The organism is Hydrophilobacter chitinilyticus, from assembly GCF_049860745.1.
In the GTDB taxonomy this organism is placed as follows: Bacteria; Pseudomonadota; Gammaproteobacteria; order Burkholderiales; family Burkholderiaceae_C; genus Rhodoferax_B.
The window spans coordinates 5,204,645-5,217,490 of sequence record NZ_CP187561.1 but is presented as its reverse complement, the minus strand read 5'-3'; the positions used below and the strand labels follow the sequence as shown (position 1 = coordinate 5,217,490).

Annotated in this window: 11 protein-coding genes; 7 read left to right on the top strand and 4 right to left on the bottom strand. The window is 59.5% G+C overall.

All coding sequences use genetic code 11. From position 1 onward, the window contains the following. The first annotated feature begins 15 nt into the window (after positions 1–15). The gene (locus ACPWMG_RS23355; protein ID WP_483305322.1) at positions 16–894 is read left to right on the top strand and encodes a lysophospholipid acyltransferase family protein; all 879 of its coding nucleotides are present in this window, start codon (positions 16–18) and stop codon (positions 892–894) included. A gap of 74 nt (positions 895–968) precedes the next feature. On the opposite strand, the gene yihA is transcribed toward ACPWMG_RS23355, so the two are convergent. Continuing rightward, positions 969–1,640, bottom strand: a complete 672-nt coding sequence (gene yihA / locus ACPWMG_RS23350; protein WP_483305321.1) for a ribosome biogenesis GTP-binding protein YihA/YsxC — start codon at positions 1,638–1,640, stop codon at positions 969–971. 286 nt (positions 1,641–1,926) lie between these two features. On the opposite strand from yihA, the gene ACPWMG_RS23345 reads away from it, so the two are divergent. From ACPWMG_RS23345 to ACPWMG_RS23325, 5 genes are all read left to right on the top strand, one after another. Next, on the top strand, positions 1,927–2,565 hold the full coding sequence (locus tag ACPWMG_RS23345) for a c-type cytochrome (protein WP_483301884.1): 639 nt from the start codon (positions 1,927–1,929) through the stop codon (positions 2,563–2,565). A gap of 131 nt (positions 2,566–2,696) precedes the next feature. Further along, entirely contained in the window at positions 2,697–4,856 is a 2,160-nt protein-coding gene (locus ACPWMG_RS23340; RefSeq protein WP_483301883.1) for a cytochrome c biogenesis protein ResB, read from the top strand. Beyond that, positions 4,849–6,234 (top strand): c-type cytochrome biogenesis protein CcsB, encoded by a 1,386-nt coding sequence (gene ccsB, locus ACPWMG_RS23335; protein ID WP_483301882.1) that lies wholly within the window; start codon positions 4,849–4,851, stop codon positions 6,232–6,234. Before ACPWMG_RS23340 ends, ccsB begins: the two co-directional genes overlap by 8 nt. 111 nt (positions 6,235–6,345) lie before the next feature. After that, positions 6,346–7,344 (top strand): protein-methionine-sulfoxide reductase catalytic subunit MsrP, encoded by a 999-nt coding sequence (gene msrP, locus ACPWMG_RS23330; protein WP_483301881.1) that lies wholly within the window; start codon positions 6,346–6,348, stop codon positions 7,342–7,344. A gap of 115 nt (positions 7,345–7,459) precedes the next feature. After that, the gene (locus ACPWMG_RS23325; protein WP_483305320.1) at positions 7,460–8,059 is read left to right on the top strand and encodes a protein-methionine-sulfoxide reductase heme-binding subunit MsrQ; all 600 of its coding nucleotides are present in this window, start codon (positions 7,460–7,462) and stop codon (positions 8,057–8,059) included. Between the two features lie 73 nt (positions 8,060–8,132). Here ACPWMG_RS23325 and lysA read toward each other — a convergent pair whose 3' ends face one another. Together lysA and lptM are read right to left on the bottom strand one after the other, a co-directional pair. Further along, on the bottom strand, positions 8,133–9,410 hold the full coding sequence (gene lysA, locus ACPWMG_RS23320) for a diaminopimelate decarboxylase (RefSeq protein WP_483301880.1): 1,278 nt from the start codon (positions 9,408–9,410) through the stop codon (positions 8,133–8,135). A gap of 72 nt (positions 9,411–9,482) precedes the next feature. Then, on the bottom strand, positions 9,483–9,689 hold the full coding sequence (lptM, locus tag ACPWMG_RS23315; protein WP_483301879.1) for an LPS translocon maturation chaperone LptM: 207 nt from the start codon (positions 9,687–9,689) through the stop codon (positions 9,483–9,485). Between the two features lie 35 nt (positions 9,690–9,724). Between lptM and cyaY the strand changes: the two genes are divergently transcribed. After that, entirely contained in the window at positions 9,725–10,054 is a 330-nt protein-coding gene (gene cyaY, locus ACPWMG_RS23310) for an iron donor protein CyaY (RefSeq protein ID WP_483301878.1), read from the top strand. Between the two features lie 9 nt (positions 10,055–10,063). Here the strand turns inward: cyaY and ACPWMG_RS23305 are convergent, their stop codons facing one another. Further along, on the bottom strand, positions 10,064–12,466 hold the full coding sequence (locus tag ACPWMG_RS23305) for a penicillin-binding protein 1A (RefSeq protein WP_483301877.1): 2,403 nt from the start codon (positions 12,464–12,466) through the stop codon (positions 10,064–10,066). Positions 12,467–12,846 lie beyond the last annotated feature (380 nt).

Below are 12,846 nucleotides of genomic sequence, written 5' to 3'. Positions count from 1 at the left end.
GCAAACTCAATGGCGATGCTTTCTTATCTCGGCATTGGTTTTATGCGCTTCGTGGCCTTGTGGCCGCTCAGTTGGGTGCGCGCGCTGGGCATCGGGGTTGGGCTCATGCTGCTGAAACTGATTCCGCAGCGCCGCCGCATTGCGCAGGTCAACGTGGCGCTATGCTTTCCGCAGCTGTCTGCGCAGGAGCAGCAAGCGCTGGTGCGCAAAATCTTCATATGCTTTACGCAGGCCTGGTTTGACCGTGCCTGGCTTTGGCACGCCAAGCCCGAGGTGGTGCTGGCGCGAACCAAGCTGGTTGGTGCGGTAGACCAACTCCACGGCACCGAACCCACGCTGTTGTTTGGCCCGCACTTTGTGGGGCTGGATGCTGCGGCCACCGTTATCTCTCAGCAAGTGCCGCGCCGCTACACCACGCTTTATGCCGTGCAAAAAAACAAGGTGTTTGACGCTTGGATTACGAAGGGCCGGCAACGCTTTGCCGAGAACCGGCTGATCGACCGGCACAGCGGCTTCAAACCCATCGTCTCGGCGTTGCGCCAGGGTGACCCGTTCTATTTGCTGCCCGACATGGACTTTGGCGCCGAAGACTCGTTCTTCGTACCGTTCTTTGGGGTGAACACGGCTACGGTGCCGTCGCTGTCACGCTTTGCACGCTTGGGCCGCGCGCGCGTCATTCCGGTGTTGCCACGTTTGACGCCCGAAGGCTACGAGGTGCACATCCTGCCCGCGTGGACGGACTTTCCGACCGCAGATGCCGAGGCCGACACAGCGCTGATGAACCAACGCCTTCAGGGCTATATCGAGACCATGCCCGAGCAATACTTTTGGGTGCACAAGCGCTTCAAGAGCCGCCCACCGGGCGAGGCGGACGTTTACAAGCGAAAAAAATAGCAACCCGTGGTGCCGGGTTGCTATTGATTTGGTAGCTTTTTACGCTTGTTTGGTAAGCGTCAGAGGCCTATTTTTTATAAATCTTCAGACTCGTCCAGAGCTGGTGGCTCGACGTCATCGGCAACGGTTGTGGGCGCCACGGCTTCAGCTTCATCCGGGTGCGTCCAGTTGAACAGCAGCTGGCTCACTTCATCGATGCCTTGCTTCTTCATGGCCGAGAACAGCTTCACCTCGCCGCCACCGGCTTGCAGGCGCGCGATCGACAATGCCTTGTTGGCCTCGACGCGGGTCAGCTTGTCAGCCTTGGTCAGCAGCACCAGAAACTTCAGGCCTTCGACAACGCGCGGGCGAATGATGTCGAGCAGGATCTCGTCCAACTCGGTCAAACCGTGGCGCGGATCACACAACATGACGATGCCGGTGAGGTTTTCTCGCGACACCAGGTAGTTGGCCATCACCTGTTGCCAGCGGATTTTGGCGGTCTTGGGCACGGCCGCGTAGCCGTAGCCCGGCAGGTCGGCCAGCACCGCATCGGTGGCGCCTTGTTTGCCTAAGCTGAACAAGTTGATGTGCTGCGTGCGGCCTGGTTTTTTAGACGCGTAGGCCAGTTGTTTTTGCTGCGTCAGCGTATTGATGCAGGTCGATTTGCCCGCGTTGGAGCGGCCCACAAAGGCAATCTCCGGGACGGACAACGGCGGCAGATGGTGCAATTGCGCAGCGGTGGTGAGAAAGCGCGCGGTGTGCATCCAGCCAGACGCCACCGTTGCAGCCGATTTGGGCGCCGACGCGGTAGCAGCGGTGCTCGCCACAGCTTTCACCGGAGCTTTGCGCGGCTTGCGGGCTGGGGTTCCGGCGGGGGAACCGGCTGGGGGAGTGGTAGGCGAACCTGCGGGTGTGCGGGCGTCAGCCGGAGCTTTGGGAGTCATGCAATCCTAGGAAAGTCCTCAGTAGGAGAACCGTACCCCCATTGTAGAATCGAACGGTTTTGCGCCAACAAACGCCGACAAACAACCAAAAGACCAAACCCTCGATATGAAGTTTTTCGCTCCTGTGTTGGTTGCAGCCCTCTGTGCTGCCTCAGTGTTGACAGCTTATGCGGCAGATGAAAAACCTGCTGTCGCGGCTCCCGCCAAGCCCGATCTTGTAAAGGGCGAGGCCAAGTTCACCGCCGTATGCGCAGCCTGCCATGGCGCCGACGGCAACTCTGGCATTCCTGCCAATCCCAAGCTGGCCTACCAGCACCCAGAGTATCTGGTCAAGCAGCTCAAAGAGTTCAAGGACGGCAAGCGCAAAGATGCGGTGATGAAGGGCTTTGCGTCCGACCTCAGCGAAGACGACATGCGCAACATCGCCTTCTGGGCGGCCTCGCAAAAGCCCAAGACCGGCTTTGCCAAAGACAAAGACACCATCGCCCTAGGCGAACGCATCTACCGCGGCGGCATTGCCGACCGCCAGGTGCCTGCCTGTGCTGGCTGCCACAGCCCCAACGGTGCCGGCATGCCTTCGCAATACCCGCGCCTGAGCGGCCAGCACGCTGACTACACCAGCAAGCAGTTGGCCCAGTTCCGCGATGGCGGGCGTGGCAATAACGCTGTGATGACCAGCGTCGCCGCCAAGCTCAACGACCGCGAAATCAAGGCTGTGGCCGACTACATCGCAGGTCTGCGCTAAAGATATTTCTACGTGCGGGATTGAACCCGAGAGCGGAATTTCAATCCTAAAAGGGCGGGCATCCTGGATGTCCCGCCCTTTTCTCTGTATGAACAGAGATTCTTGAGCCCCTTTTTTCACCCACCTCTCCCATGACAGTTTCCACAGATGGCGTTCGCGTCAAGTCCGGCTCACAGACCTGGCGTTCGCTGGTGGAATTGCTGTCGTCCATGCGTTTTGCCATCTCGCTGCTGACGCTGATCTGCATCGCATCCGTCATCGGCACCGTGCTCAAGCAGCACGAGCCGCGCGGCAATTACATCAACCAGTTTGGACCGTTCTGGACAGAGTTGTTTGAGATCACCGGCTTGACTGGCGTGTACAGCGCCTGGTGGTTCATGTTGATCCTGGGCTTTCTGGTGGTGAGTACGTCGCTGTGTATTGCGCGCAACACGCCCAAGATCATCGCCGACCTGCGCTCGCACAAAGAGAACATCCGCGCCAAAAGCCTGGCCGCGTTTCACCACCGCGCCACGTCCACGCTGGCGGCAGAAACTCCGCAGGCGGCAGCCGAGCGCATTGGCCAGATGCTGGCCGGTGGCGGCTGGCGCGTGAAGCTGCAGCAGCGCGAAGGCAAGCCAGGCTCCACCGAAGGCTCGGGCTGGATGGTGGCGGCCCGCGCGGGTGCCGTGAATAAGCTGGGCTACATCGCAGCGCACAGCGCCATCGTGCTGGTGTGTATTGGCGGCCTGCTGGACGGCGACTTGATCGTGCGCGCGCAGATGTGGCTGGGCGGCAAGTCGGTCTACAACGGCGGCGGCATGATTGCTGATGTCAAACCCGAGCACCGCCTGCCGCCGTCCAACCCGACCTTTCGCGGCAACATCTTGGTGACCGAAGGCGCGCAGTCCAGTACCGCCATCTTGAACCAGGGCCAGGGCGTGGTGGTGCAGGATTTGCCGTTCTCCATCGAGCTGAAGAAGTTCATCGTCGAGTACTACTCCACCGGCATGCCCAAGCTGTTTGCCAGCGATATCGTGATCCACGACCGCGAAACCGGTGCCACACAAAACGCGCGCGTCGAGGTCAACCACCCGGCCAGTTACCGTGGTGTGGAAATCTACCAGTCGAGTTTTGACGATGGGGGCTCCACGGTTACTTTACAGGCCTTGCCCATGCAGGGTGAAGGCAAGCCGTTTGAAATTGAAGGTGTGATTGGTGGCAGCAGCCAACTGAACAACGGCGCGGGTGGTGAACAACTCACCTTGGAATACACCGCGCTGCGCGTCATCAACGTGGAGAACCTGGGCGGCAACAAGGCGACCTCGGGTGCCGACCCGCGTGCCGTGAACCTGGGCTCGTCCATCAATTCACGCCTGGGCGCTGCCAACAAGCCCGATGCTGACAAAACCCTGCACAACGTCGGCCCCAGCATCACCTACAAACTGCGCGACGGCGCCGGCCAGGCGCGCGAGTTCCACAACTACATGCTGCCGGTCGACACCGGCGATGGGGTGCCGGTCTATCTGTACGGCCTGCGCGAAAACCCGTCCGACACCTTCCGCTACCTGCGCATTCCGGCCGACGAAGAGGGCGGAGTAGAAGGCTTCATGCGGCTGCGCGCCGCGCTCAAAGACCCGCGTATGCGCGACCTGGCGCTGCAGCGTTACGCGTCCAAAGCCGTGGACAGCAAACGCCCTGAGCTGGCACAGCAACTGGCCGCCTCGGCCGGCCGCGCGCTGGCGCTGTTTGCGGGCGCAGAGACGGTGAACCCGCAGGCCGATGGCCGCCCCACCGGCGGGCTGCAAGCCATTGCCGACTTCATGGAAGCGAACGTGCCCGAGGTCGAGCGCACCCGTGCCAGCGAGGTGTTGATCCGCATCTTGAACGGCGTGTTGTTTGAGCTGACACAAGTCACGCGCGAACGTGCGGGCTTGGCGCCGCTCGAGCCCAGCGAGAAAACCCAGGGCTTCATGACGCAAGCCGTGCTGTCGCTTAGCGACATCCAGATGTACCCCGCGCCGATGGCGTTTGAATTGCGTTCGTTCAATCAGGTGCAGGCCAGCGTGTTCCAGGTGACGCGTGCGCCCGGCAAGAATGTGGTGTATCTTGGCTGTGCCTTCCTGATTCTGGGCGTGTTCGCCATGTTGTACATACGCGAGCGTCGCGTCTGGGTCTGGCTGGCGCCGGCGGCAGGTGGCGGCACAGAGGCCAGCATGGCCTTGTCGACCAACCGCAAGACACTCGACAGCGACCACGAATTTGACATGCTCAAGACCAAACTGATCGGAGCTAAGGACTCACATGAATAGCGCAACCGGCGTCTCCACCCAGCAGGAAAAGGCACAGACCCGTACAGCCTCTACGACTACCACCATCACCCTGAACGACGGCATGTGGCAACGCAGCCCGCTCGATTGGGTGTTCGCGGCGTTGGTGCTTGTGGGGGGCTTGTGGGCCTTCAGCCGTTACCGGGAGTTCATGGACGTGTACGAGCAAGGCATCTTGCTCGCATCCATCCCCAGCATGGTGGCTTTGGGCTGGTTTTGGCGGCCGCTGCGTTGGCTGGCCGTGGCGGTTGCTGCGTTTTCTTTGTTGGCGATCTCGGCCTATCAAGTGGATGGGCTGGGCCAACTAGCGCGTGCTGAAGACGTGTTCTGGCTGAAGTACTTTCTCTCCAGCCAGTCGGCCATCTTGTGGATGAGTGTGCTGTTCTTCATGAGCACCGCGTTCTACTGGCTCGACATGTTGGCGCCCATTCGCCAAAGCGGTGGGCTGGCTGTCATCGGCTCGCGTTTGGCGTGGGTGGCGGTGGGCATGGCGCTGATCGGCACCATGGTGCGCTGGTACGAAAGCTACCTGGTGGGCGCCGATGTGGGTCACATTCCGGTCAGCAATCTGTACGAGGTGTTTGTGTTGTTCGCCTGGATGACGGCGGCCTTCTACCTGTACTTTGAATCGCACTACAAAACCCGCGACTTGGGCGCATTTGTCATGCTGGTGGTGAGTGCCGCCGTTGGCTTTTTGCTTTGGTACACGGTGGTGCGTGAGGCGCATGAAATCCAGCCGCTGGTGCCAGCGCTCAAAAGCTGGTGGATGAAGTTGCACGTGCCCGCCAACTTCATTGGTTACGGCATGTTTGCGCTCTCGGCCATGGTGGCGTTTGCCTACCTCATCAAACAAACCGCCGGCGAAGTGCGCTGGTACAAGCTGGCGCCGCTGTGGGTGTTAGGCATTGTGTTGTGCTTCGAGCCGCTGGTGTTCCGCAAAGACGTGCAAGCGGCGGGCAGCAGTTATTGGGCGATTTACTTCGGTGTGTCGGCCTTGATCGTCGCGGCCATTGTGTTTGGCCGCCAGCGCATCGCTGCGCGCCTGCCCAGCTTCGACGTGCTGGACGATGTGATGTACAAGGCCATCGCAGTGGGCTTTGCGTTTTTCACCATCGCCACCGTGCTCGGCGCGCTGTGGGCGGCTGAAGCCTGGGGCGGTTACTGGAGTTGGGATCCGAAGGAAACCTGGGCGCTGATCGTCTGGCTGAACTACGCCGCCTGGCTGCACATGCGCCTGATGAAGGGCCTGCGCGGTACTGTGGCGGCCTGGTGGGCGCTGGTGGGCTTGGCTGTGACCAGCTTTGCTTTCCTTGGCGTGAATATGTTTCTGAGCGGATTGCACAGTTACGGAACGTTGTGAGCCGTGCATCGGTCTATGAGGTTATCTGCGGTAAGTTTGTAAGGAATCCGAAGTCTGCTCGACCAAGACATACAGGCCCAGAAAACCTCGTTACCACTCAAGGAAAATGCGATGCTGATCAAAACCCACAATAACGGCTTCATCCATCCCGTCTCTAGTGAAATCACCCATCGTGCCGTCTACGAAGGCCGGCGCGACATGATGAAACTGCTGGCCACAGGCGTTGCAGGGGCCGCAATGGCCAGTTGGGCCGGGCGCGAAGCGCTGGCGCAAACTGTGGCGCCGGGCAAGTTGCCCGCGCTCAAGGGCGGTAAGTCTGCGGTCGATGGCGCCATCGCCATGGACAAGCTCACCGAGTACAAAGACGCCACCACGTACAACAACTTCTACGAATTCGGCACCGACAAGGCCGACCCGGCGCAGAACGCCCACACGCTGAAGACCAAGCCGTGGACGGTCGAGATCGAAGGCTTGGTCAACAAACCCGGCAAGTTCAACCTTGAAGACCTGATCAAACTCAGCGCGCAAGAAGAACGTATCTACCGGCTGCGCTGCGTCGAAGGCTGGTCGATGGTGATCCCTTGGGTGGGCTACTCGCTGTCAGAACTCATCAAGAAGGTCGAGCCGCAAAGTGGCGCCAAGTTTGTTGAGTTCGTGACCTTGGCCGACCCTAAAACCATGCCGTTCGTTGGTTCCCGCGTACTGGACTGGCCGTATGTGGAAGGCCTGCGTATGGACGAAGCCATGCACCCGCTGACGCTGCTGACCTTCGGCATGTATGGCGAAGTGTTGCCCAACCAGAACGGCGCGCCGGTGCGTTTGGTGGTGCCATGGAAGTACGGCTTCAAGAGTGCCAAGAGTCTCGTGAAGATTCGCTTTACTGATAAAGAACCGAAGACCGCCTGGAACAAAGCCGCTGCCAACGAATACGGCTTTTACTCCAACGTGAACCCGAACGTGGACCACCCGCGCTGGAGCCAAGCCACCGAGCGCCGTATCGGTGATGGCGGAGGCTTGTTTGCCAAACGGCGCACCACCTTGCTGTTCAACGGCTATGAAGCGCAAGTGGGCAAGCTCTACGCGGGCATGGACCTCAAGCGCAACTTCTGAGAAATACGTTCTTAGTCGTCAGCTCATCTAAACCATCCGAGCGTGGCCGGTGGCCACGCGTGACGTTCTAGTCCGTCGCTCTGGCGGCTGAGTGGCGTCTTGTCGCCCATCGATGATGAAAAAAATATTACTTCACCCGCTGGCCAAGCCAGCCATTTTTATCCTGAGCCTGTTGCCGTTTGCGTGGCTGCTGTATGGCATCTTCACCGACAACCTGGGGGCCAACCCCGCGGAGTATTTGATTCGCGCGACCGGTGACTGGACGCTGCGCTTCTTGTGCATCGTGCTGGCGGTCACGCCGCTGCGCGTGATCACCAGCACACCAGCATTGGCACGGTTTCGCCGCATGCTGGGCTTGTTTGTCTACTTCTATGTGGTGCTGCACCTCATCAGCTATAGCTGGTTCGACATGGGGTTTGACTTTGAAAGCATTGGCAAGGATATCGTCAAGCGGCCATTCATCTTGGTTGGCTTCTCGGCTTTTGTGCTGCTGACGCCGCTGGCGGCCACGTCGTTCAACCGCGCCATCAAGGCCATGGGAGCGAAGCGCTGGCAAATGCTACACAAGGCGGTTTACGTGATCGCCGGGCTGGGCATCCTGCACTTCTTCTGGATGCGGGCGGGCAAGAACAACTTCAATGAAGTATTCATCTACGCTGCCATCTTGGCTGTGCTGCTAGGCTGGCGCGTGTGGCGAGCTTTAAGCAAAAAGTAGCTTTTAGGCAATCTGAATAAGCGAAAGGCGCTACTGTTTAGGTGGCGCCTTTCGTTTTTGTGCCGACCTGTGTTTACGGCAGCAAGCTTTCCAGGCGGAACTGCTCGGCCACGGTTTCGCGGGCGCGGATCACGTGGGCCTGGGCGCCGTCCACCAAGATCTCGGCTGGGCGGTTGCGCGTGTTGTAGTTGCTCGCCATCGACATGCAGTAGGCGCCGGTGGACGACACCGCCAGCAGGTCGCCAGGCTGCACGGCCAGCGTGCGGTCACGGCCAATCCAGTCGCCGCTTTCACACACCGGGCCGACCACGTCGTATTCCACGCCAGCTTCGGCGCGGGGCTGCAGCGGTGCAATGTGGTGAAACGCCTGGTACATGGCGGGGCGGGGTAGCTCGTTCATGGCTGCGTCGATGATGCAGAAGTTCTTCTGCTCGCCGGGCTTGAGGTACAGCACTTCGGTAAGGCACACACCAGCGTTGCCCACCAGCGAGCGGCCGGGCTCGATCATCAACTGGCGTTGGCCAAAACCACGCGCATCCAGTTTGGCCAATAAGAGCTGCCAGAGCTGGTCTGCCGCAGGCGGCGTGTCGCCGTTGTAATTGATGCCCAGGCCACCACCAAAGTCGATGTGGTGGATGTGGATGCCAGCCGCTTCAATGGAGGTGACCAAATCCAGAATGCGGTCCATCGCGTCCAGGTACGGCGCTTCTTCGGTGATCTGCGAGCCGATGTGGCAGTCGATGCCTGCGACCTTCAAACCGGGCAGGGCAGCTGCGCGCTGGTAGGCGGCTAGCGCCTCTTCATGGGCGATACCGAACTTGTTGCCCTTGAGGCCGGTGGAAATGTAGGGGTGGGTCTTTGGGTCAACGTTGGGGTTCACGCGCAGGCTGATGTTGGCGCGTTGGCCAGCGGCGAGGGCTACTTCGTTCAGCACTTCCAGTTCGGCCGTGCTCTCCACGTTGAAGCAGGCAATGCCTGCTTGCAAGGCCTGCAGCATCTCAGCGCGGGTCTTGCCCACGCCCGAGAAAATGATTTTTGCGGGATCGGCCCCAGCCGCCAGCGCGCGTGCCAGTTCGCCGCCCGAGACGATGTCAAAGCCGCAACCGGCGCGTGCAAATACTTGCAGCACGGCCAGCGACGAGTTGGCCTTCATGGCGTAGCAAATCAATGCGTTACGCCCGGCAAAGCCGCGTTGGTAGGCGGCGAGAGCCGACAACATCGCGGCTTTAGAGTACACAAACAAAGGCGTGCCGTGTTGCTGGGCCAGGTCGGCGAGCTTGACCTGTTCTGCATGCAGGTTGCCTGCTTGGTAGGCGATGTGCGGTTGGCCGGGGAGTTGCGGGGTGGTCATGAAAGAGCGTTCGTGTTTGACGTGAAAGGAGGGGGCGCTTTAGCAGCACCCTCTATCTATGGCGCGGAAACCTTAAGGTGCCGACGCAGGTTGGGCTGGCGTGGGGGCGGTTGTGGTGCCGGGTGTTGCGGTTGGGGACGATTTCAACACGTTCGGAGTCAACGTCTGCGGCAGCGTGGCACGCTGCGCCGCTGCGGGCTCCGTAGGCAAATACAGCGGGCCTTTTTGTCCGCAGCCCGATAAAACCACCATGCTGCCGGCAAGGGCGACGGTGTTCACTAAAATTTGACAGTACTTCAACATGGCGAAATTGTATGACCGACCCGGAATTTATGGACCGCGCAGAGCTTTTGCTGAAAGCGGTAGAGGCTAGTTGTGATGGCATCAATGACCGCAGCGATGCCGACATTGACAACCAACGCACCGGCGGAATGATCACGTTGACGTTTCCCAACCGCAGCCAGATTGTGATCAACCTGCAAAAGCCGCTGCATGAAGTCTGGCTCGCGGCCAAGTCTGGCGGCTATCACTTCAAATGGGTGGATGGCCAGTGGCAAGACACCAAAGGCCAGGGCGAGTTTTTTGCCAGCTTGAGCCGCGATGCCAGCGCCCAGGCGAACCAGGCGCTGGTGTTTCAAGCCTAGCAGGCTGAGTTAGTTTTTAAACAGATCGAGGATGCGGTTGCGCTCCTCGGCCGCAGGCGGTGCGGTGGGGACTGGAGCGTTACCGCTCGCTGCTCCGGCTGCGGCATCGACGCCCACGCTGCTCACGCCAGCATTGCGCGCGTACTCGTTATAGAACCACTCGCCGCCCGATTGCACCACGCCCTCTGGCACCGTAGGCTGCACCACTGGCACGCCGTTCAGGGCGGTTTCCATGAAATTGATCCATAGGGGCAGCGCCAAGCCGCCGCCGGTTTCGCGCGAGCCCAAATTGCGCGGTGTGTCGTAGCCAATCCAGGTCACTGCCGCCAACGTAGGTTGGTAACCAGCAAACCAGGCGTCAATCGAGTCGTTGGTGGTGCCGGTTTTACCGTAAACGTCTGGGCGCTTCAAAATGCGCTGAGCCGAAGCGGCTGTGCCGCGCAAAGTGACTTCGCCGAGCAGGTTGGTCATCATGAAAGCGTTGCGGGCACTGATGGTGCGCAACGATTCGTCGAGCACGGGGGGCTTGGTTTCAGCCAGAATTTTGCCTTTGTGGTCGGTGACCTTGGCGATCAGCCATGGGTTGACGCGGTAGCCACCATTGGCAAATACAGAGTAGGCCGCGACCATCTGCATGGGGGTCACCGAGCCGGCACCCAGCGCCATGGTCAGGTAGGCCGGGTGTTTTTCGGCGTCGAACCCGAAATGCGTGGCCCATTGCTGTGCGTAGCCAGTGCCAATCGATTGCAGGATGCGAATCGAGATCATGTTCTTCGACTTGGCCAAGCCGTTGCGCAAGGTCATGGGGCCTTCAAACTTGCCGTCGTAGTTTTTCGGTTCCCATGGCTGGCCGCCAGTCACACCTGCGTCAAAAAAGAGCGGAGCATCGTTCACAACAGTAGCGGGCGTGAAGCCTTTTTCAAGCGCTGCTGAATAGATGAACGGCTTGAAGCTCGAACCCGGCTGACGCCAGGCTTGGGTCACGTGGTTGAACTTGTTCTTCTGGAAGTCGAAGCCTCCCACCAGTGCCTTGATGGCACCCGAGCGTGGGTCCAGGGCCACAAACGCGCCTTCCACTTCAGGCAATTGGGTGATTTCCCAGGTGTCTTTGGGCGTTTTCACGACGCGGATGACTGCACCCGGGATGATCTTGATCTTTGGAGGGGCCTTGTCAGCCAAACCAGATTGGGCGGGTTTCAAGCCTTCGCCAGTGATTTCCAGTTGGTCGCCATTGCCGCGCACGGCGGTGATCTTTTTCGGCGTGGCCGAAAGCACCACCGCCGACATCACGTCGCCGTTGTCCGGGTGCTCTGCAAGTACATCGTCCACCGCATCGTCAAGGTCGGCTGCATCCTGCGGCAGGGTGATGAACTTTTCTGGACCGCGGTAAATCTGGCGGCGCTCATAGTCCATGATGCCTTTGCGTAGCGACTTGTAGGCAGCGGTCTGGTCTTCGGTTTGCAGCGTGGTATAGACGTTCAGACCACGGGTATAGGTGTCGTTACCATACTGCGCAAACAACAACTGGCGCACGGTTTCGGTCACGTACTCGGCGTGGATGCGGTCGTTGCTGTTGCTGGAATGAATTTTCAGCTCTTCTTTTTTTGCAGCGTCTGCCTGCGCGGCGGTGATGAAGCCGTTTTCTTCCATGCGCTCAATGATGTAGAGCTGGCGGGTGCGCGCACGGTTGGGATTAATGATCGGGTTGTAGGCCGATGGAGCCTTGGGCAAGCCGGCGAGCATGGCCGCTTCGGCAATGGTGATGTCTTTCAGCGGCTTGCCGAAGTAGGCCTCAGACGCTGCGGCAAAACCGTAGGCCCGGTTGCCCAGGAAGATCTGGTTCATGTAGATTTCCAGAATCTTGTCTTTGCTAAGCAAATGTTCGAGCTTGAACGTAAGCAACACCTCGTAAATCTTACGGGTGAACGTTTTTTCTGATGACAAGTAGACGTTGCGTGCCACCTGCATGGTGATGGTGGAGGCGCCTTGGCTCTTGGCGCGGCCCAGGTTGGCCAGCGTGGCGCGCAGCATGCCCTTGTAGTCCACGCCGCCGTGCTCGTAGAAACGCGCATCTTCAATGGCCAGCACTGCATTTTTCATGACCGCAGGAATTTCGTCGATGGGCATGAGGTTGCGCCGTTCTTCGCCGAATTCGCCCAGCAAGGTGCCTTCTGCTGAGTAGATACGTAGCGGCAGTTTGGGGCGGTAGTCTTCCAGTGCCGAAATATCGGGCAAATTGGGATAGGCCATGGCCAGAGCGATGGCGACCACCATGGCCACTGACAGGACGCCTGCCACCAATAGTCCCGTACCCCAGGCGGCCAAACGGATCAGCCAGCGCATCCAGCGCGGGCGAGTGTCCGCGTTACGTTCGGAGCTGTTTTCAGAAGAGGAAGGTGGTTTTGATGGCATAAAGTTCAGAGGACAGGGCGAACTCACCCTGTCAGGGTCGAATCGGCTGTGAGGTCGGCGGTTGAGTTCTGGTGATAGAGATGTCGGTATCGATCACGTACGGGCGACGCCAAACTCACGTATTGCGGCGTCATTTTGCCTTGAGTGAGGGTACGCGTCTGTAGGTCTGAAAGCCGCCTGGCGGGTGCTGCATCCATCGGGTAGGCACGACCAGTGCTTAATTCGTCGTGCGCAGACACCCTGGGCAGGCCATTAGATCGTAGGCTTTTGACAACGGTTCCATGAATTACCTTTGGCAATAAGCTTTGCTGGACAGTAATGTTGCTGATAGCATGCCACGAAGTGTTAATTTTTGTAGCATCGTGCTCAATTGCAGGAGA

What these genes read in the sequence shown, in the direction of transcription:
- cyaY (WP_483301878.1), top strand. Translation starts at nt 9,725, where the DNA reads ATGACCGACCCGGAATTTATGGACCGCGCAGAGCTTTTGCTGAAAGCG.
- yihA (WP_483305321.1), bottom strand. Translation starts at nt 1,640, where the DNA reads ATGCACACCGCGCGCTTTCTCACCACCGCTGCGCAATTGCACCATCTG.
- ACPWMG_RS23355 (WP_483305322.1), top strand. Translation starts at nt 16, where the DNA reads ATGCTTTCTTATCTCGGCATTGGTTTTATGCGCTTCGTGGCCTTGTGG.
- lysA (WP_483301880.1), bottom strand. Translation starts at nt 9,410, where the DNA reads ATGACCACCCCGCAACTCCCCGGCCAACCGCACATCGCCTACCAAGCA.
- ACPWMG_RS23325 (WP_483305320.1), top strand. Translation starts at nt 7,460, where the DNA reads ATGAAAAAAATATTACTTCACCCGCTGGCCAAGCCAGCCATTTTTATC.
- ACPWMG_RS23345 (WP_483301884.1), top strand. Translation starts at nt 1,927, where the DNA reads ATGAAGTTTTTCGCTCCTGTGTTGGTTGCAGCCCTCTGTGCTGCCTCA.
- msrP (WP_483301881.1), top strand. Translation starts at nt 6,346, where the DNA reads ATGCTGATCAAAACCCACAATAACGGCTTCATCCATCCCGTCTCTAGT.
- ccsB (WP_483301882.1), top strand. Translation starts at nt 4,849, where the DNA reads ATGAATAGCGCAACCGGCGTCTCCACCCAGCAGGAAAAGGCACAGACC.
- ACPWMG_RS23340 (WP_483301883.1), top strand. Translation starts at nt 2,697, where the DNA reads ATGACAGTTTCCACAGATGGCGTTCGCGTCAAGTCCGGCTCACAGACC.
- ACPWMG_RS23305 (WP_483301877.1), bottom strand. Translation starts at nt 12,466, where the DNA reads ATGCCATCAAAACCACCTTCCTCTTCTGAAAACAGCTCCGAACGTAAC.